Raw genomic sequence first — 23,657 nt, forward strand, 5'->3', positions numbered from 1 at the left:
CGAGTTTAGTCTTCTTCTATTACTTCTAACTCTAATTCTTCGGCAGATAAAAGAATGCCAGTGCTATCTGCATAGATAAAGTCGTCATCAAAAAACGAAACCCCTGCGAAGTTAACACCAATGCCGTCTTCGCCGGCACCTTCGCTATCAGCTGCAACGGGAATTGAAGCAATCGCTTGAACACCTAAGTCGAGTTCTTCTAACTCATCAACATGACGAATTGCACCGTAAACGATGATACCTTGCCAATTATTTTCTAATGCGATCTCAGCCAGCTCAATATCGATTAATGCACGGCGAGTAGAGCCGCCACCATCAACGAGTAGAACACTATCAGTTCCATCTGTTGATAAAATTTCGCGGATCAGCTCATTGTTTTCAAAGCATTTAACAGTTTTTACTCGACCACTAAAGCTTGAGCGTCCACCAAAATTAATAAACATTGGTTCGAGCACATCAACCACATCTGCAAAGTGGTCGCATAAATCCGAAGTGCTGTAATCCATTTTTTCATCCTCTAAAGAGACTGTCTGTTTAGTATTCAGTATACCTTGATACAACTCAATAACAACGACTTAATGTGGGTTTATTGGTTTAAATCAAAGGATTTTGTGCACCGCAACATTAGTGTCTCAAAAGCGTCACCTAATTGTTATTTTTAACGCCTAAGCTGAGATGAGTATAAAAATTAGGCGCAAAGTATGACAAGGAGCTCACCATGGCAAACAACATACTTACAAGGTTAGCAAAGGTTGATGAGCAGCTGTTTTTGAGTGTCTTCAATGACGCTTCGCCAAATTGGGTGAAAAAGTCAGCAATCGGTTTATCAAAGACGGGAGATGGCGGGTTATATGTGGTGTTGTTCATTGCTCTTTGGTGGTTTACAGAGCAATTACACTTTCAGCAACTTGCACAGTGTCTATTATTGGGTTTTGCAATAGAACGGCCTATCTATTTCTTAGCAAAAAAACGGATTGCAAGGGTGCGTCCATGTGATTGCTTAGTCAAAAGTGCTTATTTGATCCCGAGTGACCAGTTTAGTTTACCGTCAGGGCATAGTGCAGGAGCATTTGTCGTGGCCACAATATTGGCTATTTATTTTCCTGAGCTTTCATTTGTTTGTTTTATGTGGGCATCAGGTGTAGCCATATCAAGAGTGGTAATTGGAGTACATTATCCTGCCGATGTATTGATAGGAGCGGCGATGGGGTCGTGTTGTGCAATGTTAGCTGTAATGGTGGTGGAATATCTATGAGAATTTTATATGGTATCCAAGGGACGGGAAATGGCCATATTACACGTGCTCGTGTCATGGCAACGACCTTTAGTGCATTGGGTGTTGAGGTAGACTATGTGTTTTCTGGTCGAAGTGAGCTTGATTACTTTGATATGGACGATTTTGCCGACTACAGAACATTTCGGGGGTTATCGTTTAATAGTAAATCAGGGCAGGTTGATAGCCTAAAAACTTTAAAGAATGCACGCCCTTTACAGCTATTAAAAGATATTAAAAACTTAGACTTGCGCCACTATGATTTAGTGTTCAATGACTTTGAACCTATTACAGCGTGGGCTGCCAGACAGCAAGGAATACCTGTGGTAGGTATGAGCCATCAAGCTGCATTTTTATCAGATAAAGTGCCTATGTTTGGTCGGGCTTTCTTGCGGCGTGCACTTATACGTAATTATGCACCAGCGAATGTTTATCTAGGTGTGCACTGGCAACCTTATGCTGAGAATATTATTCCGCCATTTATTGCAAACCATCACCATGACAACCCTGTAATGGTCGAAAACAAAGTACTTGTATATTTACCATTTGAAAACCTAGACAGTGTTGTTGATTATTTAAAGGATTTCCCTGAACGTGAGTTCTATTGCTATCACCCCGATGCCAAGGATAGCTCAATAGGCAATATTCATTTGCGTGCGCCATCAAGAGTCGGCTTTTTAAATGATTTAGCCAATGCGGGTGGCGTTATCGGTAATGCGGGGTTTGAGCTTGCTAGTGAAGCCTTACAATTAGGTAAAAAGCTACTCTTAAAGCCACTTGGCAAACAATTCGAGCAAGGTATCAATGCACAAACGTTATTAGCGATGGGAGCTGCACATGTCATGAGCTACTTGAATCCAAATGCAATGGATGACTGGCTTCAATCCCCTCAAAATAAAAAACTGAATTTTCCGAGTGATCCAGCTCCATTAGTCGACTGGTTGCAGAAAAAACAATGGCAACAGCTAGATAAGTTGCATCATCATTTATGGCAACAGGTTGATCTGGGACAAAAAATCATTGTATAAGCGTTTTTTATAGCGGAAAATGCATGCAAAATTTAGCTGCTTTCAATAATTTAGCTATACTCTAAAATGCATATTTCGATGGGGCACTTTGAATGAATGTATTACAAAACTTAACTATAAAGCGTCGTTTACAGTTAAATGCGCTGGTTGTTGGCCTTGCAATGGTTGTGATGCTGTGTGTAATTATCTTTGAGTCGCGCATGATGCTCAAGCTCAATGAAACAATTCAAAATGCTGAAGAGCTCGATATTCACGAGCTCGCTATGCGTAAGCACGAGAAAAACTTCCTATTTTACAAAGATGTAGATAGCCTTGAGTTATTCGAAAAAGAATATGGTTTTTTAAAAACCAAAATGGCACGCCTTGATGAGTTACTTGCTGATTTATCAATGGATGCAAGTAAACTAAATGAATTTAGAGGGCTTGCGAAAAGCTACTATGAAGATTTTCAGACAGTTGTTGTGCTGCAAAAGAAAATCGGTCTACACCCTAAAGATGCGCTTTATGGTGACTTACGAGGGGCTGTTCATCAGGTCGAAACGTTATTAAGTGAGCGCGAAAATTTTCATTTGTTAACGCTCATGTTGCAGCTGCGCCGTGCAGAAAAAGACTTTATGTTACGCTTTGATTTAAAATACTTAAGCAAGTTTGATGACTTGGTTGAAACATTCAAAGCAGAGATCAGAAACTCACGATTCGACGCCAGTTATGAAAGTCAGTTACTGAGCTTACTAACCACCTATCAAACAAAGTTTAAAGCATTAGTCGATGCGCAGGTGGCACTTGGCCTTGATTTAGAGTCAGGCGCATTAGGTGAAATGAAAGCCAGTGTTGAGAAGAGTGATGCGATTGTTTCTGAGCTCACTAGTGATACCAAAGCGTTTGTAGAATCAAGCGCAGCGCAAGCACAGTTCATTGCCGTTATGGTATTTATTATTGCCAGTATTGTGGTTATGGTATTGGTTTACTTTACCAGTCGTTCGATTATTCAGCCAATTGAGCGTGTTTACCACACGATTAATGAAATTCGCCGCAGCAATGACTTAAGTATGGCGATTGCTCAGTCAGGTAAAGACGAAATTACCACCATGTCTATGGATTTCAATAGCTTGATTGGTGATTTTAAAAAGCTAATTTATGAGGTGAACACTGCACTAGGAACGCTAAATGTTGCTACTGAGCACTTATCAGAAACAACCGCTGCGACTAGTTCGGGTATGCAAGAGCAGTTACACGAAGCAGATATGGTTGCCACAGCAGCAACAGAAATGCAGGCAACAATTCAAGATATTTCTCATAACACTGAAGCAGCAGCCAAAAAAGCAGAGTCAACCAACTTAAGTGCTCAGCAAGGTCGCTCTGAAGTTGAATCAACCGTGGTGCAAATTAACCACCTGTCTGAGTCATTAGGTAATGCGTCTAATGTTGTGTCTCAACTTGAAAAAGATGCCGAAACGATTGGCTCAGTACTTGATGTAATTCGTGGTATTGCAGAGCAAACCAACTTACTTGCTCTGAATGCGGCAATTGAAGCTGCTCGCGCTGGTGAACAAGGGCGTGGCTTTGCTGTGGTTGCTGACGAAGTACGTTCACTGGCACAGCGCACGCAAGATTCAACGCAAGAGATTGAGAGTATTATCTCCACTCTACAAGGGCGTACTCAAGAAGTGGTGAGCATTATGCAAGAATGTCGTGCACAAGGTGGCGAGAGTGCAGATCAAGCCAGCAAAGCGGGTGAGTTACTGCGTTCGATTACCGAAGATGTGCAAACTATTATGGAAATGAGTACACACATTGCAACGGCAATCGATGAGCAAAGCCAAGTAGCCTCTGAGGTTAACAAGAATGTGGTTCGCATTCGTGATATAGCTCAAGAAGCGTCAGGCCATGCGGCAACCAATGCGCAAACCAGCGAAGAAGTATCTGAGCAAGCGCGTGTGCTTTATCAAGCAATTGATAAGTTTAAAGTTTAATACATTTTCTGGAGATAAAATAAAAGCGCGTTGACAGGTCGTCATCGCGCTTTTTGATTTTTGATAGCCTCTACTAAGGCACAAACTTAATAGGCACGCTGTCTTTGTTAGCTTCGTGTTCAGTGACTCGTGTTTGGTATTTGTGCCAAAGTTCATCATGATTGGCTTGTAAGTCTGCTAAGTAATACCAGCTATATAAACCGCTATTATGATTATCACTAAATACTAAGCGCAGAGCATAATGGCCAACCGGCTCAATCTTACTTATCGCTACTTGCTGTTTATCAAGCACCAGCTTCATAGGTTCGTTGCCATGACCTTGTACTTCTGCTGAAGGCGAGTGAACACGCAAAAATTCAGCATTAAATCGCGCAATAGAGTCATCATCAAAATGAACATCTAAGACTTTACTTACAGTGTGGTAATGAACTTTAGTGACTTCTTTCATGTCAGCCTCGAATAGACGATTTATAAACTAAAAAGCCTCCAATTGGAGGCTTTTGATTATAACGCTAATTTGTTGATTAAAGAATGAAGCGGCTTAAGTCTTCATCTTCAACAAGTGCACCTAAGTGCTGTTCAACATAGCTTGCATCGATTGTCAGTTTTGAGCCTGCTTTTTCAGATGCATCAAATGAAATTTCTTCCATTAGTTTTTCCATTACAGTGTGCAGACGACGAGCACCAATGTTTTCGGTTTTCTCGTTAACTTGCCACGCTGCTTTAGCAATACGCTCAATTGCGTCATCAGTAAACTCAACATCAACTTGTTCTGTTTTTAACAGTTCACGTTGCTGCTCTGTTAGCGATGCGTGAGGTTCGGTTAGAATGCGTTTGAAGTCATCTGCTGATAGTGCTTCAAGTTCAACACGAATAGGTAAACGGCCTTGAAGTTCAGGGATCATATCTGATGGTTTAGACATCTGGAATGCGCCTGAAGCAATAAATAACATGTGATCAGTTTTCACCATGCCGTGCTTAGTGCTTACTGTTGAGCCTTCGATGAGTGGTAGTAAGTCGCGTTGTACACCTTCACGACTTACATCAGGGCCAGATGCTTCACCACGTTTACAGATTTTATCAATCTCATCGATAAACACGATACCGTTTTGTTCAACTGCGAAAATAGCCTGCTCTTTTAACTCTTCAGGGTTAACAAGTTTTGCTGCTTCTTCTTCAACTAGTAGCTTAAACGCTTCTTTAATTTTTAGCTTACGCTTGCTGCGCTTGTCGCCACCCATATTTTGGAACATGCTCTGTAGCTGGTTGGTCATTTCTTCCATACCAGGAGGAGCCATAATCTCAACATTAGGCTGTGCTTGTGCAACATCGATATCAATTTCTTTATCGTCTAGCTGACCTTCACGTAATTTTTTACGGAAAGATTGACGAGTTGAAGAGTTCTCTTCGGTTTTTGACTCACCAAAGGTATCGCGTGCTGGTGGCAATAAAGCATCTAAAATACGCTCTTCTGCCGCTTCTTCAGCGCGATGTTTGAATTTCTTAGTTTGCTGTTCACGTGTCATTTTAATCGAAATATCAACTAAGTCACGGATGATAGTCTCAACTTCTTTACCAACATAGCCCACTTCGGTGAACTTAGTTGCTTCCACTTTAATGAAAGGGGCATTAGCAAGTTTTGCAAGGCGGCGAGCAATTTCTGTTTTACCCACACCAGTAGGACCAATCATTAAAATATTTTTTGGTGTTACCTCTGCACGTAAATCATCGCTCAGTTGCATACGGCGCCAGCGGTTGCGTAGCGCGATTGAAACTGCTTTTTTAGCTTTTGCTTGGCCAATAATATGTTGATCAAGCTCGTGAACGATTTCTCTTGGCGTCATCTCAGACATAGCAGTTCCTATTACAATTCTTCAATGGTTTGATAGTTATTCGTAAATACGCAGATATTACCTGCAATTGTCAGGCTTTTTTCGACAATTTCACGAGCACTTAAATCGGTATTTTCCAGTAGTGCAGTGGCTGCTGATTGTGCAAAGTTACCACCGCTGCCAATGGCAATAAGGTCATTTTCAGGCTGCACCACATCGCCATTACCAGTGATAATTAATGAGGCGGTTTCGTCTGCGACTGCAAGCAGAGCTTCAAGCTTTCTAAGGGCGCGATCACTACGCCAGTCTTTAGCCATCTCAACGGCAGCCTTGGTGAGGTTGCCTTGGTGCATTTCTAATTTGCTTTCAAAACGTTCGAATAGGGTAAAGGCATCAGCAGTACCGCCAGCAAATCCAGCGATTACTTTGCCATTATAAAGGCGTCGAACTTTACGGGCGTTGCCCTTCATTACGGTATTACCAAGTGAAACTTGGCCATCGCCACCAATAACGACCTTGTCGTCGCGGCGTACACTTACAATAGTGGTCATGTTTTTCCTCATCTTCGAGCGGCAGAGCCGCTCGTAAAAAGCGATTGATGAGGTGTTTATATGGGTGAATGAACTAAAATCAAGTCCAAAGCCAAATACCGCAGCCCATTATTTTGATGCGTTTCAGTTTATTTTTGTCACTTTCTGCTTGGCGTTTGGTTTTATAGGGCCCTAAGCGCACTTTGTACCATACGCCATTACTTCCTTCGACGCGCTTAGCTTCTGCAACAAGGCCTGCAAATGCTATTTTTGCTTTGAGGGTTTGTGCTTGTTCAAGTGTTCTAAACGAGCCACATTGCATAACGTATGGGCCTTTTTGTTCAAGTTCTTTTACTTCAACTTGAACTTCATGCTCTTTTATTTCTTTTATAAACTCAGGCGGTTTAGGTTTTGGAATCACCTTTTCTTCCGCTTTAGTCGGATTGGCTTGCTGCTCAACAAGTGCAGGGTCAGCATTGTGCTTTATGTACCACAAGCCATAGCCAAAGCAGCCCACAAGAATAATAGCAATTAGGACTAAAACAACTGGAAAGGGTTTTTTAGTGGGTGCCTGCTTTTTATTATTTCGATTCGATGGTTTTTTATTTATGTAATCGTGTTGTGCCATGATTCTCTATTGGCCTTTAAATCATATCTATAGGATCAACGTCTAAGCTCCACCGCACCTTTTGCGCAAGTTTACTGGTACTAATATAGTCAACCATTTGCGCTAAATACTGGTGTAAGTGGGAACGCTCCTGCGCTTGAATATGTAATTGGAACCGATACTTACCCGCCACACGTTCCAGTGGCGCGGGGATCGGGCCGAGCAATTGTATACCAGATACACTCTGTACAGGAACCAAATCAGTTAAAAAATCCATAACTTGATTTATGTTATGCCCTTCAGCACGCACAATCGCCATATTCGTAATGGGGGGAAGCTGAGCATCTTCTCGCTCGGTCAGGGCGTAACGAGCAAAGTCGTGGTAGCCATTATTAACGAGATCTTGCAGTAGCGGGTGCTCAGGAAAGTGAGTTTGCAATAACACTTGCCCAGGCTCACCACTACGTCCAGCACGGCCTGCTACTTGTGTTACAAGTTGCGCTAAATGCTCAGTGGCACGAAAATCACATGAATAGAGGCCACTATCCACGTCTAAAATCAGTACCAAGCTAACATCGGCAAAGTGGTGGCCTTTTGCCAACATTTGCGTCCCAACTAAAATACGAGCGCCGCCTTGGTTGATGTCATCGAGGGCTTTTTCTAGGCTACCTTTACGGCGTGTTGAATCACGATCGATACGGCTAATGGGAATATCGGGAAAGGTTTGCGTTAAAAACTCTTCGATTTGCTCAGTGCCTTTGCCGTTTGGGAAGATCTGCGTGCTGCCACAATCAGGGCACTGATGAGGCACGCTATGCTGTTCACCACAGTGGTGACAAATCATTTGGCCAATGGCTTTATGAAATGTTGCGCTGGTACTGCAACGTGAGCACTCACTTAGCCAGCCGCATTCATGGCATATAAGTGTAGGTGAAAAACCACGGCGATTTAAAAATACCATTACTTGCTTGCCACGCTCTAAATGCTGGCGCATATAAGCAAGACTGGCATGAGCGATACCGGCTTGTTCTGGCTGGCCTTTCATATCCAATAGTTGAAACTGATTATCGGTGCTGGTTTGTGCTCGCTGTGTTAAGCTAAGTAGCTGATATTTATTAGTAATCGCCTTATGCAAGGTTTCTAAGGCAGGTGTCGCGCTGCCGAGTACCAGTGGAATATTATGTTGAAAGGCTCTGTAAGCGGCAAGATCTCGAGCATGGTAGCGTAGTGTATCTTGCTGTTTAAATGAGCTGTCATGCTCTTCATCAACAATGATCATGCCTAGTGATGAAAAAGGTAAAAATATACTCGAACGTGTGCCGATAACTATCGCACAACTGCCTTTTTCACAAAAGCGCCATGTTTGTAGGCGCTCGTTATCAGTGAGTGCCGAATGCCATAGCATAATGGGCGTATCAGGAAAGCGACGACGAAAACGATTGACGGTTTGTGGGGTGAGACCTATTTCAGGAACCAAAACCAAAGCTTGTTGGCCTTTTTTTAATACTTCTTCAAGGCACTGTAAGTAAACTTCTGTTTTGCCGCTGCCAGTCACCCCTTCGAGTAAAAAGCTTGCAAATCCATGTGCTTGGTTAATGGTAGTACAAGCGACAGCTTGTTCTTTATTAAGAGTCGGTTTTTTGCCCACTGTGGGTGCGTGTTGCTGCCATTGATTGTCATGCTCAATAAATTGTTTGATTAGCGCTTTCTCAAGTAGGCTATCAATTGTTTTCTTATTAAAACCGAGCGCTTTTAATTCGGTTAACGAAGACTTACCCGACTGCGCAAGTTGTTTTAATAAGTTGAGTTGCGTTTTCGCTCGTAAAGAAGGGAGCTTTGCCCCTTTTTCGGTCAACTCAACCATATTAATGCTGGTTTTATCAGGGCATTCACCTTGCCTTAATGCTGCTGGCAGTGCGGTATGTATGGTCTCACCCAAAGGGTAGCAGTAGTAGCGAGCTGTAAACTTTAATAGCTCTAAATGACGTTTGGATAAAATAGGGGCTTCGTCAATCACCTCTATGATAGCTTTTATCTTCTCTTTAGGGATGTCAGTACTTGTTTTCGTGGCAAGTATGACTGCTACTTTTTTTTGTGGACCGAATGGCACAAGAACACGCATGCCCGGCTGCAATTCAGTGTTATGCAACAGCGGTTCAACTTTATAATCGAAGGTACGCGGTAAGGGGACTTTTATGGCAACTTCTACAAAGTGCATGGTGGCTCAACGAAAACAAGAACAGACAGATAATGTACTAAAAATAGTCGTAAAAACCTACCAACAAATGCTAAACCAAGCGCCGTCTGTTTATTTTTTTAGCGAAAGATGCATTTAAAGCTTGTCGCAGAGCGTATTGGCCTATAAAATACGCGGCCTATTAATTGTATTAACGACGTATGGTGCCAGACTACGGGTTTGGAGAGCGATGCGGCCTTAACTAGAGGTTCCCTATGAAAGAAGGTATTCACCCTAAGTACGAAGCTATCACTGCAACTTGTTCATGTGGTAACAAATTCGAAACTAGCTCTACTTTATGTAAAGACATCCACTTAGACGTATGTTCTGAGTGTCACCCGTTTTACACTGGTAAGCAAAAGATTTTAGACACTGGCGGCCGTGTTGATCGTTTCAACAAGCGCTTCGGTGCACTTAGCAGCAAGAAGTAATATCTGCTGTTTTGTTAAAAAAAGCACCTTAGGGTGCTTTTTTTATACCTGATATTTATAAAGCATGATGTTAGACGTTATGCTGAACCTGTTATTTTCACTCACTTCCTATATAACTATTTTTGCTTGTTATGCTCATTATGTCGCTAATTTTGCAGACAAAGTGCAATCCCTTCGCTATATTCTTAGATGTATAAATGATTCTAAAAGTTATAAAAAGTAATAAATTTAAATAACTTTGTAAGTAAATGCTGGTAATGTCGTCGAAATGGTTATTTGGAACTAATTTCGGCTATTTGCAGTGTTCGTGCATATAAAATACAAAAACAGGTGCTTAAAAGGTCATAAATAGGTGAATTTTTATGTCTGATTAATCGCAACTATGCACAGAAGTTGTGGGTAAATCCTTTAAAATTAAGCGATATAGCATATAACAGGATAGACCTGATAATACTTGGAATTTTTATACATTACAGGTATCGTACTGATGCAAGCTCTCTCACTTTTTAACTTTTTTGCAGGATACTATCGCGTTATGTCAGATTTCCGTGAACAAGCATTACATTACCACGCTCACCCCGTTCCAGGTAAAATTAGTGTTGAATTAACCAAGCCGGCCGAAACGGTTAACGATCTCGCTTTAGCTTATAGCCCAGGTGTGGCTGAACCGGTTCGTGAAATCGCTGCTGACCCAGCAAATGCTTACAAATATACTGGTAAAGGTAACATGGTTGCGGTGATTTCAAACGGTACCGCAATTTTAGGTTTAGGTAACCTAGGCCCTCTTGCATCAAAACCTGTTATGGAAGGTAAAGCCTTACTATTCAAACGTTTTGCTGGCCTTGATTCAATTGATATTGAAGTAAAACATCGCACTACAGAAGATTTCATCAATACGGTTGCAAACATCGCTGATACGTTTGGCGGCATCAACCTAGAAGATATTAAAGCACCAGAGTGTTTTGAAATTGAAAAAGCGCTTATCGAGCGCTGCGATATTCCAGTTTTCCACGATGACCAACATGGTACAGCTATTGTTACTGCTGCCGGTATGCTTAATGCCCTTGAAGTACAAGGCAAAGATATCGAAGATGCCATTATCGTATGTTTAGGTGCAGGGGCAGCTGCTGTTGCTTGTATGGAGCTGTTAATTAAGTGTGGTGCATTACGTGAGCATATCTATATGCTTGACCGTAAAGGTGTGATCCATACTCGCCGCGATGATTTAAACGAATATAAGCAGTTATTTGCTAACAACACTGATAAACGTACATTACAAGACGTTATTGCTGATGCGGATGTCTTTGTAGGTGTATCTGGGCCAGATCTATTGACGGCGGATGACTTAAAGCTAATGGCAGACAAACCAGTTGTGTTTGCGTGTTCAAACCCAGATCCTGAGATTGCTCCAGAAGTTGCACACAGTGCGCGCAATGATTTAATTATGGCAACGGGTCGTTCAGATTTTCCTAACCAAGTAAATAACGTGCTTTGTTTCCCGTTTATTTTCCGTGGTGCGCTTGATGTGCGTGCAACGGCAATTAATGATGAAATGAAAATTGCAGCTGTACATGCTATTCGTGGTATTGCCAAAGAGCCAGTACCAAGCGAAGTATTAAAAGCGGCTGGCGTTGAATCACTTGAGTTTGGTGCCGAGTACATTATTCCTAAGCCAATGGACCCGCGTTTATTACCACGTATCGCACGTGCTGTTGCAGAAGCGGCAGTTGAATCAGGCGTTGCGCAAATTGAAATGCCCGAAGATTACATGCGTTAAATTTAATTAAGCGAACTAGTTTAACGCGAATAAAAAAACTCAGCCTTTGCTGAGTTTTTTTATGCTTATGAATCGGCGTTTATCCGATGGCTTATTCAGAATCAAGTACAGGGATATCTAATCCCATTTCTAGCATGATCTTTTTAACTTCTTCAGGGACTTTTTCAGGGTTGTCTTTGCGTAAGTCGTCATCATTTGGTAATGGCTGACCTGTAAAAGCATGTAGAAAGGCTTCGCATAGAAGTTCACTGTTGGTCGCGTGTCGCAGATTATTGATCTGACGACGTGTACGTTCATCTGTTAATACTTTTAGTACATTGAGCGGAATTGATACGGTAATTTTTTTAACTTGTTCTGATTTTTTACCGTGTTCTGCGTATGGGTGAATGTATTCACCGTTCCATTTAGCCATAAGTTATTTCGTTGCCTCGGTTATAAGTAGCTTACGCCTTTTTCACAGCGCAAAGATGCGGAAATTTTATCTCTTTAAAAAAGATAGTCAAATACTAGTTATTTAGCCATCTAGTAGTGTAAATGTATAAACTTCCATGTGTGAGTCACAAATGCTTTGACTTCTTATAATTGATCATCTAACCTTTTAGACGTCTAAACATCCAATCAATGAGTAGGTGATGAAATGAGTGAAAAAAATAAAGCGACGATAGCTGTTCGTCATGGTATCGAAGCTGATAAACATCATGGTGCTGTCGTTCCACCTATCTATTTATCAACCACCTATTCATTTGCTGATTTTGATACTAAACGTCAATATGACTACGGACGCAGTGGTAATCCAAATCGAGATATCTTAGCTGAAACATTGGCTGAACTTGAAGGTGGTGCAAAAGGTATTATTACTGCAACAGGTATGTCAGCGGTGCATTTAGCGACGCAGCTATTAAACAGTGACGACACTTTAGTGATTCCACATGACTGTTATGGCGGTAGTTACCGTTTGTTCACGTCATTAGAAAAGCGTGGGTTATTAAAACTAAAAGTTTTGGATTTAACTAAAGCTGAGAATCACCAAGAAATTTTAGCAATCAAACCAAAGCTTATCTGGATAGAGACACCCAGTAATCCAATTTTGCGTTTAACTGATATAAAAGCAATCACTTCGGTTGCTAAGCAATGTGGAGCCTTAGTTGCTGCAGATAATACGTTCTTATCACCAGCACTACAAAATCCAATTCAGTTTGGTGTAGATATCGTCGTACATTCAACAACTAAGTATATAAATGGTCACTCCGATGTAGTGGGTGGTGCAGTGATTGCTGCAACACAAGAGCTTGGTGATGAACTAGCTTGGTGGGCAAATAACATCGGTATCACAGGAGCACCATTTGACAGTTATTTAACCCTTCGTGGTTTACGAACATTAAATGTGCGTTTAAAACAACATCAAGAAAATGCGTTTGCAATCGCTCAGTATTTAGAAAATTCGCCTTTTGTTAGTCAGGTTTATTACCCAGGTCTTGCTTCTCACCCTCAGCATGAGCTCGCTAAAGCGCAGCAACGTGGCTTTGGTGGCATGGTGAGCTTTGATATTAAAGGTGATATTAACGACGCTGCTGCGTTTTTAACAAGCTTAAAAGAGTTTAGTCTTGCAGAGTCATTAGGTGGAGTTGAGAGCCTTATTTGTCATCCCGCAACAATGACTCATGCTGGCATGGAGCCTAAAGCACGCCTTGAGGCCGGTGTGGGCGATACACTCATTCGTATTTCTGTCGGTATTGAAGATATTAACGACTTAATTGCTGATCTTGAACGTGTTTTCAATCAAGTTAAGCCTGGCGAAGGCTTACAAGCGAGCCAACCTAAAGGCGCTCAAGTACAGTCAACTAGTCAGCAAAATACATCGTTTAAGTTAACGCCTGCACATACGGCATTGTGGTAGAAGAAATGGTTAATATTGTTCATAAATTTGGTGGTTCGAGCCTAAGCTCGGCCGAGCGGTATCAAGCAGTTGCGAACATTGTGTTGGCGAACACTGAGCAAGGCGATTGTGTTGTTGTATCAGCCTCTGGGAAAACGACAGACACACTTGTAAAGCTCTGGCAGAGCTATCAACAAAATGATAATCAAGCTGTGAGTGATATTTTATTGCTTATTGATAATAATCAGCGTGCACTAATCGAGCAGCTATTAGTGTCGCAGAGTAAGCAGCATGCATTAGCTAAACTAAAAGATGAATTAGCATCACTGACAGAGTTAATTGCCCAGCAACAATTACAAGAAGCACCTTTACTTGCTCATGGTGAAGTTTGGTCTGCTCGGTTACTTGCAGCTTATTTAAATCAACTCGGTTTAGAATCTAAAGATGTTGATGCAAGACAACTCTTTACTTTGCATGATGGTCAATTGTTACATCAAAAAAACCAGCAAAGTTGCAGTGAGTTAATCAGCCAAAACCAGATCAATGTTGTAACAGGCTTCATTGCCGCTGATTGCCAAGGCAATACCGTAACGCTAGGGCGAAATGGCAGTGACTACAGTGCCACATTACTGGCTAGTTATACCTTTGCAAAGCAGGTATCAATTTGGACTGATACACAAGGTGTATTTAGTACAGATCCTCGCAAAGTTAAAAATGCTGTTAAATATAACAAGGTATGCCGTGAACAAGCGAATTTGTTAGCCCGCTTAGGTAACCCTGTATTGCATGCTAAGACATTGTCGCCGCTAAAAGGTAGCGACATTAAACTCGTTGTAAGAAGCAGCTTTGACTGTGAGGCAAGCCCAACAGAGGTTGTAAAAGAGGGGTACAGTAAAGCTAAACGTTTTATTACGACCCTCGATAACATTGACTTACTTCGTGTTGATAAATTAAGTAGTGGCGAAGTGGGTGAGTTGAGCCAGTTGATTCAGCATAGCCTGCATCACTTTGTGAAAGCCGGCGATACGTATCTATTAGTCCCAGGCTCGTGTACACATCAAGTTGTAAGTTACCTTGCAGGGCGTGCCAATATTGTTGAGTCAAATTTAAGTGGTTGTGCGGTGGTAGCGCCAAGCAGTGATATTAGCTCACTCGCAGAGCAAACAACGGCGTTATTAAAAGAGCAAAGTATCAACACACGCTTTGTACAGCAAGATGAAAACTACGTGTTAGTTTTAAAAGACCAAGCGATTGATAGTGACGTGTTGACCTTACTACACGACAAGTTAATTAATAAAGGCCAAGAGTTGGCTGTGATTGTTGCTGGGCTGGGTAATGTGGGAGAGGTATTCCTGACACAACTACAAGCGCAGCTAAAACGCCTTTCAGAGCACTATGAAGTGAAAGTGGTCGCTTTACTTCGCTCTAAGCAAATGCTGTTTAGTGCTAGTGGTTTAAACACTGATATGTGGCAAGAGCAGTGGCAAAATGAAGCGCAAAACTACGAAAAAGAAGAGCTACTAACACGTATTAGTGAACTTGATTATGAGCACAAAGTGATCGTAGATATCACAGCTAGTGAAGCGTTTAGCCTCTTATACCCTGATTTTGTTGAGCTTAACTGCCATCTGATCAGTGCTAATAAATATGCTGGTACCGCAGCTAATAGTTGGTATCAAAACTTACGCACTAATTTAGCCGAGCGCAATTTATTATGGCGTTATAACACCAGCGTTGGTGCAGGTTTGCCTATCAACTTTGCACTTGCTGATCTGCAAAACAGTGGTGATAAAATTAACCGTATTGAAGGCGTTTTTTCGGGTACTCTGTCGTGGTTATGCAGCAGTTATGATGGCAGCGTGCCGTTTTCTGATTTAGTCCTACAAGCGCAGCAAATGGGTTATACAGAGCCTGATCCTCGTGAAGATTTATCGGGTCGAGATATGCAACGTAAGCTGCTTATTTTAGCACGTGATCTCGGTCTTGATTTAGAGCTTGATGATATCGCTTTAACTCCATTAATGCCTGAAGAGTTGGCTGCGGGTAGCTGGCAAGATTTCTTAGCAAATAAGCATTTACTTGATGAATTTATGACGGCAAAAGCTGAACAAGCACAAGTCGAAAATAAACTTGTTCGCTATACCGGTGCGATTACCATTACTAATGGTAAAGTGAAGGCTGAAGTTGGCCTAGTTAATGTCGCAAAAGACGATGTGCTGGCAAGCCTTAAGCCCGGTGACAATATCTTTGTTATTAACTCACAGTGGTATACCGATAACGCTTTGGTAATCCAAGGCCCTGGTGCAGGAAAAGAAGTGACTGCGGCAGGCGTTCATTCTGATTTGTATTGGTTGGTAAACAACCTAAAATAAACCTTGTTTATCGTGTAATAAAAAAACCGTCAAATGAAGTGACCCCCAATAGTTGGACATTCCAATTACTGGGGGTCTTTTTATTACACTCAATTAGCTAAAATAGCTCTTCTTCTGTTGAAAGATTTTCTTCGAATATATCCGTTGGCTGATCGAGTACATATTTTGTAGGTGCTGTGCCCTTAATAAAGTACTCAAAGCGGCTGGTATAATCATTTTTATGACTAAGCAAGCCCGTTGCTAAGTCAATACGAACAGACACCAGTCCTTCAGGTAACTCAATAGGTGCCTCAGGCATGCCATCGAGCGCGACACGCATAAAATCAACCCAAGCTGGTTGAGCCGTTTTAGCACCTGATTCTGCACCAGATATTTGTGATTTATCTAGATTATTATTGTAGGTTGAACGGCCGAGTGGGTTACCAGGGTTATCGAAGCCAACCCACACTGAGGTCATCACGTTACGGTTAAAGCCACTAAACCAAGTATCAACAGAGTCATTGGTTGTACCGGTTTTACCCGAAAGATCACGGCGCTCAAGTGCTTGAGCTCGCCAGCCAGTACCACTCCAGCCCGTTTTGTGGGTCCAACTACCGCCACCCCAAACTGCGCTATGCATCGCTTGTGAAATTAAGAAAGCATTTTGCTTTGAAATTATACGCGGTGCACAACGAGGCGCAGTATCCGATTGTACTGAATTTACTTGGTCACTGTCAGCTGTATAACTTGTAAATGATGTCGGCTCAGGCGTGTCACACGCAAGCTCTGGCTGTGTTTTAAATATCGTATTGCCAGAAGAGTCCTGTATTTCAGTAATAAAATACGGGGTGATAAGGTGTCCACCATTTGCAAAGCTACTCATCCCTCTTGCCAGTTCAAGCGGTGTGATTGAAGCACTACCTAATGCAAGGGATTCACTGCGATTAATATCGCTATTCAAAAAGCCAAATTTAAGTAGGTGGTCTGCGGTGCGTTGTAAGCCAACACCGCGTAGTAATCTTACAGAGATCACGTTTTTAGATTGTGCAAGGGCGCGGCGGATACGAATAGGACCGTTATACACAGCAGGGCTGTTTTTTGGACGCCATGCAACACCTTGACTTTTATCCCACTGATTTATTGGCGCATCATTTAAAATAGATGCCAATGTGTAGCCATTTTCTAGTGCCGCAGAATAGATAAACGGCTTAATATTTGAACCCACTTGACGTTTTGCTTGAACAGCACGGTTGTATTGACTTTGCTCAAAGCTGTAGCCCCCAACGATAGCCTTAATACGGCCATCTTGTGGGTCGAGCGATACGAGGGCACTTGATGCCTCTGGTATTTGGCTCAAAATGTAGCTGTCATCAGCGTTTTTACGAAGCCATATCTGTGCACCAGCTGTGAGGATTTCAGCAGCTGTTTTTGGCGGAAAGCTCTGTCTATAGCGGGTGATATATTTACGCGCCCACTTTAAGCCATCCCATTCAACCGTTACCTGTTCACCATTTTTAAGCAATACTTGAATTGATTGTTCTGCAACTTGTGTAACGACACCCGTTAATAGTGGACCAAACTCTTTGACGTCTTTTAGCTTTTCTAAAATCGCATCTTTATTAAGTGGACTTTCTGTTTCACTATCCCATAGTTGAGCTGTTGCACCTCGAAAGCCATGGCGCATATCATAGGCATGGAGGTTATTGACTAAAGCATCTTGTGCGGCTTGTTGTATCTCAGAGTCGATACTTGTAAATACCCTAAAGCCAGTATTGTAAGCGCGTTCATGACCAAAACGCGCGACCATTTCTGCACGTACCATTTCAGAAATATAGGGCGCGTATACATCAATTTCAGCGCCGTGAAACTTAGCTGTGATTGGTGCGCTGGTTGCTTCATCATACTGCGCTTGTGTAATGTATTTTTCTGTATACATACGACCAAGCACTACGTTTCGGCGTGCTTTAGCACGTACAGGGTTTCTGATAGGGTTTAAAGCAGAAGGGGCTTTTGGTAAGCCTGCAATCATCGCCATTTGCGCAAGGGTTAACTCGTTTAGGTCTTTGCCATAATAAACTTGAGCGGCGGCACCGATACCAAAAGCGCGATTTCCAAGCTCAATTTTATTTAAGTACAGCTCAAGAATTTCATCTTTACTAAGAATACTTTCAATATGCAGGGCGATAAAGATCTCTTTGACCTTACGAATATACGCTTTTTCTCGAGTTAAGAAAAAGTTACGAGCTAACTGCATAGTTATAGTGCTTGCGCCTTGTTTCTTTTCACCTGTGGAAATGAGTACAATGGCAGAACGAACAATACCAATAGGATCAATTCCTATATGTTCGTAAAAACGGTTGTCTTCAGTTGCTAAGATCGCATCAATGAGTGGTTGTGGTATTTGATCTATCGTGACGGGAATACGTCGTTTTTCACCAAATTGATTAATCAATAAGCCGTCCCGAGAAAAAACCTGCATAGGTGTCTGTAACTGAACGTCTTTTAATACCTGAACGCTAGGAATGTCAGGTTTAACGTAATAGTATAGACCGACTAATGTAATAAGGCCTAAAAACGAGCAGATGATAATAAATTGTAAAGTTCTCTTTAATAAAATCACTTATATTTTCCCTAAATAGACTCCCAATTAGAATCGGAGACTGCTAGTATATATTGATTAAAAAATGAATAATATTTTTTCAGACAAAAATTATAACTTGTTTATTATTAAAACAAAGGCCAAGTTGCAAACATGTTAAGTCAGCTATTTAAAAAGCCTTCATCTATGATGGTAGGGATCGACATTGGATCGCATTGTATCAAAGCGGTGTTGTTGCAGAAAACAGACGCAGGTTTGCGACTTGAGGCTTTAGCGATAGAACCTATGCCTAAAGGCGCAATATCTGAACGATCAATTCAAGATATTGAAGCAATTGGCAATGTGATTACTAAATTAAAAAAGAAACTACCCAAATCAGTTCAGTCCGCGGCCGTAGCCGTGTCTGGACAAACCGTGATCACGAAAGTCATTTTTATGGATGTATCATTAACTGATGCTGAATTAGAGTCACAAATAGCCATCGAAGCAGATAGCCTTATCCCTTACCCCCTTGATGAAGTGAATATTGATTTTGAAAAACTTTCAATCAATGAGGCTGATCCAAGCAAAGTGAATGTTTTACTTTCTGCTGCGCGAACTGAAAGTGTCGAGGCACGAGTGAGTGCGCTTGAAACAGCTAATCTGATAGCAAAAGTTGTTGATGTTGAAAGCTACGCATTGAGCCGCGCTATGGACATCTACTATCAGCAGCTACCAAGTGATGCTTTTAACAAGTGTGTAGCCGTCGTTGATATTGGCGCTGTCTTGATGTTGGTGAGTGTTGTTCAAGCCGGTGAAACGATATATACCCGTGACCAAGTATTTGGTGGCGACCAGTACACTAATAGTATAGTTGCCTATTATAATAAAAGCTTTGATGAAGCTGAAATTGGTAAAACAACCGGTGATTTACCCCCTAATTACACCTTTGAGGTACTTGCACCATTTCAAACATCGCTATTACAGCAAGTAAGGCGTGCAGTGCAAATGTTCTTAACAACCAGTGGTAAAGATCAGGTCGATTATATTGTTTTAACCGGTGGAACTGCCATGATAGACGGATTAGATCGTCTATTGATTGAAGAATTAGGGATCCATGCAGTGGTTGCAGAACCTTTTGCTAATATTGAGATAGCCCCAAAAATAGATCGTAACGTTTTACAACGTCATCGTACGCAATTTGCAATAGCGACAGGGTTAGCATTAAGGAGCTTTTCATCATGCCACATATAAATCTGCTACCTTGGCGTGAACAGCAACGAAAAGAGTCACAAAATAAATTCGTCACTATTTTGTTTGCTGTTGTGGTGATCTGCTTTTTGAGTATGTACATCCTGAGCTCTTTTTATAGCGGCCTGCGCGAAGGGCAAAATATTAAAAATGATTTTTTGAATACAGAAATAGCATTACTGAATCAACGTATTCGCGAAATTAACGAGTTGGATAAAAAGAAAGAAAGCTTACAACAACGTATGCGCTTAATCGAAGAGTTACAAAGCAGTCGTAACCTAGGTACGCAAATTATGGACGAAGTTGCGAAAATAGTGCCTGCGGGAGTGTACTTAACTAAATTAGAGCGCCGTGGTAATAGTATTCATGTTGTTGGTCGTAGCGAGTCAAATAACCGTTTATCAACCATGCTACGCCAAGTTCAAGGATCTTATTTACTTGAACGACCTATCATGCAAGGTATTGTTGCAGGTGAACAAACATCAAGACTACTGAGTGACTTTAATATGGAATTTTATGTTAAGCCATTTGATAAGATAGGCGAGGCGCGCAATGAACCTTGATATCAAATCGTTAACAGAAATAGATTGGAATGAAATAGAGCTCGAAAACATGGGCGATTGGCCTATCGCCGTTAAAGTTCTGTGTTGTAGCTTTGTTGCAGCTATTGTACTTTACTTTAGTTACAGCTTATTGGTGTCTGATGAAATAGCGAGTTATCAAGCCGCTGTTGAGAAAGAAACCCAATTGCGCACCACCTATAAGCAAAAGTACGCTATAGCGAGTAATTTAGAACTATATCGTCAACAAATGATTGATATGGAAGAAAAGTTCTCGCAGCTATTGAAGCGCTTACCGACCTCAAATGAAACCCCCGGATTACTCGATGACTTATCCTATGTGGGAACAACCAGCGGTCTTACATTCTTGAAAATTGGTTGGTTACCTGAAATAGAAAAAGAATTTTATACTGAGTTACCAATTAAAATAGAGGTTGTGGGTACTTATCATGAGTTTGGTGATTTTGTTGGTAAAGTCGCACAGCTTCCTCGTATTGTGAGCCTTCATGATTTTACAATTCAAACCTTAGGGAATGATGAGTTAACGTTTAGTGTTGTTGCTAAAACATACCGTTATGAAGGAGGAACTAAAAAGTGAAACAGTTCCCTTTAGTAATCATGATGAGTTTATTGCTCAGCGCATGTAACGATGATACCTCTGAGCAAAAAGAGTTTATTGATCAGGTTAAAGCAAGTACAACGCCGAAGGTCGAGCCGATTCCACAAATGGCAAATTTTGAGTATTTTGAATACAGTGCGGGTAAAATGCGCAGCCCCTTTGTGGCGCCTAAGCCTGAAATTATTCAAAATAATCTCGTGCAGGTAAAAAACTGCTTACATCCCGATCCTGACCGTGTTCGTCAGCCACTAGAAAAATACCCGCTTGATAACTTATCAATGAAAGGAACAATTGGCCGAAGTGGCCAAACATGGGCACTGATCAAAGCGGCTGATGAAACTCTTTATCGGGTTACTGTTGGTAATTATCTTGGTTTGTATCATGGCGAAATAAAAGAAGTGCATGACAATTATATACAATTATTAGAATTAATCCCTGATGGGGCTGGTTGTTGGAAAGAGCGTCTGACAAAACTAGAAATGTTAGAGGCAAATACAAATGGTGCAAGTTAATCGTATGAAAAGTAAAAACAAAATGCATAAAGCAACGACTTGGTTAAATGATATGCATAAATATATATTAGCTGCATTAGCGTTTTTTATGGCGCAAGCTGCTGTAGCCGCTCCACTATTATATGACATACGTTATAACCCATTAATGAAAGGCGAAACACAGTTACAACTCGTCTTTGATGAAGCACTCACCTTTGAGCCTAAAGTACAGGTGTATAACTCGCCAGCTCGTATTGAGATGCTATTCAGTGACGTAGGTGTTGATAACAATGTACGCGATGTGGCCGTTAACCAAGCGGGTATAAAGCATGTTACAAGCACAATGACTTCTGAAGGTCTAAAAGTGACGGTATCTTTAGAGCGTTTGAAAATTTATAAAACAACCGCTAAAGATAACATAGTCAGCTTGCACGTTTCGGACAATCCAATAACATCTGACGAAGCTGATCCTCTTTCTGCAAAAAACAATTATATCAATACAATTCAGTCGATAGATTTCCGCCGTGGTGAAAAGGGTGAAGGGCGTGTACTTGTATTTTTGCAAGATACACAAGCTGCTATTGATGTTCACGAAAGTGGTGGGAAAATTGTCGCGGAGTTTCACCACACAGATATTTTAGATGACCTTCTTTATCAATTAGATGTACTTGATTTTGGCACTGTGGTTAGCTCAATCGAAACCTTTAAAGAAGGTAATATGAGTCGTGTTGTCATTGAGCCCAATGCTGCGTTTAAATTTACTCACCAACAAATAGAAAATATTTTCACCCTCACTGTTGAGAAAGATGATTCACAGCGAGCTTACCTTGATGGTGGTATAGAGTATCAAGGTCGACCAATGACCTTAAATTTCCAAGATATTCCGGTTCGCGCCGTTTTGCAGATTATTGCTGGATATAATGAGTTTAACTTAGTGACCAGTGACTCTGTAACAGGAAACATTACATTACGCTTAGAAGGTGTGCCATGGGACCAAGCGCTAGATGTTGTGTTGAAAGTCAAAGGTCTAGACAAACGTATGGATGGCACTATTTTAATGGTTGCGCCATCTGAAGAACTTGCTGCCCGAGAAGCAAAAGAATTAAAAGCAAAACAACAAGTCGAAGACTTAGAGCCTCTATACAGCGAGTATATTCGCCTTAATTATGCAAAAGCCGAAGAGTTTGCAGACTTACTAAAAACCGACACCAATAGTATTATTTCTGCGCGCGGTAGTGTGTCGGTTGATAAACGTACTAACACACTGCTAATCAAAGATACCGCAAAGAGCATTGAAAGTGTTCGTCGTATGGTTGAAACCTTAGATATTCCGGTAAAACAAGTGGTGATTGAGTCACGTATGGTAACAGTACGAGACAATGTACAAGAGGACTTGGGCGTTCGTTGGGGCTTTAGTGATCAACAAGGGAGTGATGGGATTGCTGGCACATTACAAGGTGCAGAGACAATTTCGAATGGGGTTATTCCTAATTTGTCTGACCGACTCAATGTAAATTTACCAATATCAAACCCTGCGGGAAGCATTGGTATGCATGTAGCAAAACTTGCAAATGGCACCTTAATTGATTTGGAGCTGACAGCGCTTGAGGAAGAAAATAAAGGTGAAATTATTGCAAGTCCTCGTATTACAACAGCAAACCAGCAAAAAGCGCGCATAGAACAAGGTACTGAGATCCCTTATGTTGAAGCGGCATCAAGTGGTGCAACAACGGTGAGCTTTAAAAAAGCAGTATTAAGCTTAGAAGTAACACCGCACATCACGCCAGATAACAAAGTCATCTTAGATCTTGTGATTACACAAGATACACGTGGTGACACTGTTCAGACACCAACAGGACCTGCTGTAGCGATTGATACCCAACAGATTCAAACACAAGTGTTGGTTGAAAATGGACAGACGGTTGTGCTTGGCGGTATTTTCCAACAGCAAATCGTCAATTCAACAAAGAAAGTTCCCCTATTGGGTGATATTCCGTACTTAGGTGTTTTATTTAGAAGCACCAGTGAATTTAATGAAAAAAGAGAGTTGTTGATCTTCGTAACACCAAAAATTCAAATCGATTAGGTGATTTTTTCTTAATCAACGAGCAATTAACCTGTTTAATTGCTCGTTATATGGCTTTTTATGTTAATTGACTTGAAATACCCAATCAATTACTGAGATAATCCCCTCCTTAATTTTGGGGCCAGGTCGTTAGGCGGGGTTTTATTTCAAATTTTAGA

The 23,657-nt window shown here is 41.3% G+C and carries 20 protein-coding genes; 12 read left to right on the forward strand and 8 right to left on the reverse strand.

What is annotated here, in order from left to right; genetic code table 11:
* Nucleotides 1–5: 5 nt before the first annotated feature.
* Nucleotides 6–506 (reverse strand): ribonuclease E activity regulator RraA, encoded by a 501-nt coding sequence (gene rraA / locus LY624_RS01965; protein WP_130151651.1) that lies wholly within the window; start codon nucleotides 504–506, stop codon nucleotides 6–8.
* Between the two features lie 212 nt (nucleotides 507–718).
* Between rraA and LY624_RS01970 the strand changes: the two genes are divergently transcribed.
* The 3 genes from LY624_RS01970 (at nucleotide 719) to LY624_RS01980 (ending at nucleotide 4,274) form a co-directional block, all read left to right on the forward strand.
* Entirely contained in the window at nucleotides 719–1,255 is a 537-nt protein-coding gene (locus LY624_RS01970; protein WP_341803751.1) for a phosphatase PAP2 family protein, read from the forward strand.
* Nucleotides 1,252–2,301: an MJ1255/VC2487 family glycosyltransferase gene (locus tag LY624_RS01975; RefSeq protein ID WP_341803752.1), complete on the forward strand. Its 1,050-nt coding sequence runs from the start codon at nucleotides 1,252–1,254 to the stop codon at nucleotides 2,299–2,301. The genes LY624_RS01970 and LY624_RS01975 overlap by 4 nt, the downstream gene beginning before the upstream one ends.
* Nucleotides 2,302–2,393: 92 nt before the next feature.
* Nucleotides 2,394–4,274 (forward strand): methyl-accepting chemotaxis protein, encoded by a 1,881-nt coding sequence (locus LY624_RS01980; RefSeq protein ID WP_341803753.1) that lies wholly within the window; start codon nucleotides 2,394–2,396, stop codon nucleotides 4,272–4,274.
* A gap of 73 nt (nucleotides 4,275–4,347) precedes the next feature.
* Here the strand turns inward: LY624_RS01980 and LY624_RS01985 are convergent, their stop codons facing one another.
* From LY624_RS01985 to priA, 5 genes are all read right to left on the reverse strand, one after another.
* On the reverse strand, nucleotides 4,348–4,722 hold the full coding sequence (locus LY624_RS01985; protein ID WP_341803754.1) for a gamma-butyrobetaine hydroxylase-like domain-containing protein: 375 nt from the start codon (nucleotides 4,720–4,722) through the stop codon (nucleotides 4,348–4,350).
* Between the two features lie 76 nt (nucleotides 4,723–4,798).
* Nucleotides 4,799–6,127, reverse strand: coding sequence for an HslU--HslV peptidase ATPase subunit (gene hslU / locus LY624_RS01990; protein WP_130151656.1), 1,329 nt, complete (start codon nucleotides 6,125–6,127; stop codon nucleotides 4,799–4,801).
* An 11-nt stretch (nucleotides 6,128–6,138) separates the two neighbouring features.
* Nucleotides 6,139–6,657, reverse strand: coding sequence for an ATP-dependent protease subunit HslV (hslV, locus tag LY624_RS01995; protein ID WP_130151657.1), 519 nt, complete (start codon nucleotides 6,655–6,657; stop codon nucleotides 6,139–6,141).
* Between the two features lie 79 nt (nucleotides 6,658–6,736).
* Nucleotides 6,737–7,264, reverse strand: a complete 528-nt coding sequence (locus LY624_RS02000) for an SPOR domain-containing protein (RefSeq protein WP_130151658.1) — start codon at nucleotides 7,262–7,264, stop codon at nucleotides 6,737–6,739.
* A gap of 16 nt (nucleotides 7,265–7,280) precedes the next feature.
* On the reverse strand, nucleotides 7,281–9,461 hold the full coding sequence (gene priA / locus LY624_RS02005) for a primosomal protein N' (protein ID WP_130151659.1): 2,181 nt from the start codon (nucleotides 9,459–9,461) through the stop codon (nucleotides 7,281–7,283).
* A 233-nt stretch (nucleotides 9,462–9,694) separates the two neighbouring features.
* Between priA and rpmE the strand changes: the two genes are divergently transcribed.
* Both rpmE and LY624_RS02015 read left to right on the forward strand, forming a co-directional pair.
* On the forward strand, nucleotides 9,695–9,910 hold the full coding sequence (gene rpmE, locus LY624_RS02010; protein ID WP_036973208.1) for a 50S ribosomal protein L31: 216 nt from the start codon (nucleotides 9,695–9,697) through the stop codon (nucleotides 9,908–9,910).
* A gap of 535 nt (nucleotides 9,911–10,445) precedes the next feature.
* A complete protein-coding gene (locus tag LY624_RS02015; protein WP_237119777.1) occupies nucleotides 10,446–11,687 on the forward strand; it encodes a malic enzyme-like NAD(P)-binding protein in 1,242 nt (413 codons plus the stop codon).
* Nucleotides 11,688–11,778: 91 nt separating this feature from the next.
* Here LY624_RS02015 and metJ read toward each other — a convergent pair whose 3' ends face one another.
* Entirely contained in the window at nucleotides 11,779–12,099 is a 321-nt protein-coding gene (metJ, locus tag LY624_RS02020) for a met regulon transcriptional regulator MetJ (protein ID WP_062567295.1), read from the reverse strand.
* Nucleotides 12,100–12,324: 225 nt separating this feature from the next.
* On the opposite strand from metJ, the gene metB reads away from it, so the two are divergent.
* Together metB and metL are read left to right on the forward strand one after the other, a co-directional pair.
* On the forward strand, nucleotides 12,325–13,584 hold the full coding sequence (gene metB / locus LY624_RS02025) for a cystathionine gamma-synthase (protein WP_341803755.1): 1,260 nt from the start codon (nucleotides 12,325–12,327) through the stop codon (nucleotides 13,582–13,584).
* A 5-nt stretch (nucleotides 13,585–13,589) separates the two neighbouring features.
* Nucleotides 13,590–15,935, forward strand: a complete 2,346-nt coding sequence (metL, locus tag LY624_RS02030; RefSeq protein ID WP_341803756.1) for a bifunctional aspartate kinase/homoserine dehydrogenase II — start codon at nucleotides 13,590–13,592, stop codon at nucleotides 15,933–15,935.
* A 97-nt stretch (nucleotides 15,936–16,032) separates the two neighbouring features.
* Here the strand turns inward: metL and LY624_RS02035 are convergent, their stop codons facing one another.
* Nucleotides 16,033–18,534 carry a penicillin-binding protein 1A gene (locus LY624_RS02035; RefSeq protein WP_130151663.1) on the reverse strand — a complete coding sequence of 834 codons (2,502 nt, stop codon included), beginning with the start codon at nucleotides 18,532–18,534 and terminating at the stop codon, nucleotides 16,033–16,035.
* 132 nt (nucleotides 18,535–18,666) lie between these two features.
* Between LY624_RS02035 and LY624_RS02040 the strand changes: the two genes are divergently transcribed.
* The 5 genes from LY624_RS02040 to LY624_RS02060 are packed head-to-tail and all read left to right on the forward strand — an operon-like array spanning nucleotide 18,667 to nucleotide 23,499.
* Nucleotides 18,667–19,746, forward strand: coding sequence for a pilus assembly protein PilM (locus tag LY624_RS02040; RefSeq protein WP_341803757.1), 1,080 nt, complete (start codon nucleotides 18,667–18,669; stop codon nucleotides 19,744–19,746).
* A complete protein-coding gene (locus LY624_RS02045) occupies nucleotides 19,734–20,306 on the forward strand; it encodes a PilN domain-containing protein (RefSeq protein ID WP_130151665.1) in 573 nt (190 codons plus the stop codon). Before LY624_RS02040 ends, LY624_RS02045 begins: the two co-directional genes overlap by 13 nt.
* Nucleotides 20,296–20,901, forward strand: coding sequence for a type 4a pilus biogenesis protein PilO (locus tag LY624_RS02050; protein ID WP_062567301.1), 606 nt, complete (start codon nucleotides 20,296–20,298; stop codon nucleotides 20,899–20,901). Before LY624_RS02045 ends, LY624_RS02050 begins: the two co-directional genes overlap by 11 nt.
* A gap of 20 nt (nucleotides 20,902–20,921) precedes the next feature.
* Complete coding sequence (locus LY624_RS02055) at nucleotides 20,922–21,434, forward strand: pilus assembly protein PilP (protein WP_062567302.1); 513 nt, start codon at nucleotides 20,922–20,924, stop codon at nucleotides 21,432–21,434.
* A gap of 52 nt (nucleotides 21,435–21,486) precedes the next feature.
* Nucleotides 21,487–23,499: a type IV pilus secretin PilQ gene (locus LY624_RS02060; protein WP_445936730.1), complete on the forward strand. Its 2,013-nt coding sequence runs from the start codon at nucleotides 21,487–21,489 to the stop codon at nucleotides 23,497–23,499.
* Nucleotides 23,500–23,657 lie beyond the last annotated feature (158 nt).

It is taken from the genome of Pseudoalteromonas sp. N1230-9 (genome assembly GCF_032716425.1).
Classification (GTDB): domain Bacteria; phylum Pseudomonadota; class Gammaproteobacteria; order Enterobacterales; family Alteromonadaceae; genus Pseudoalteromonas.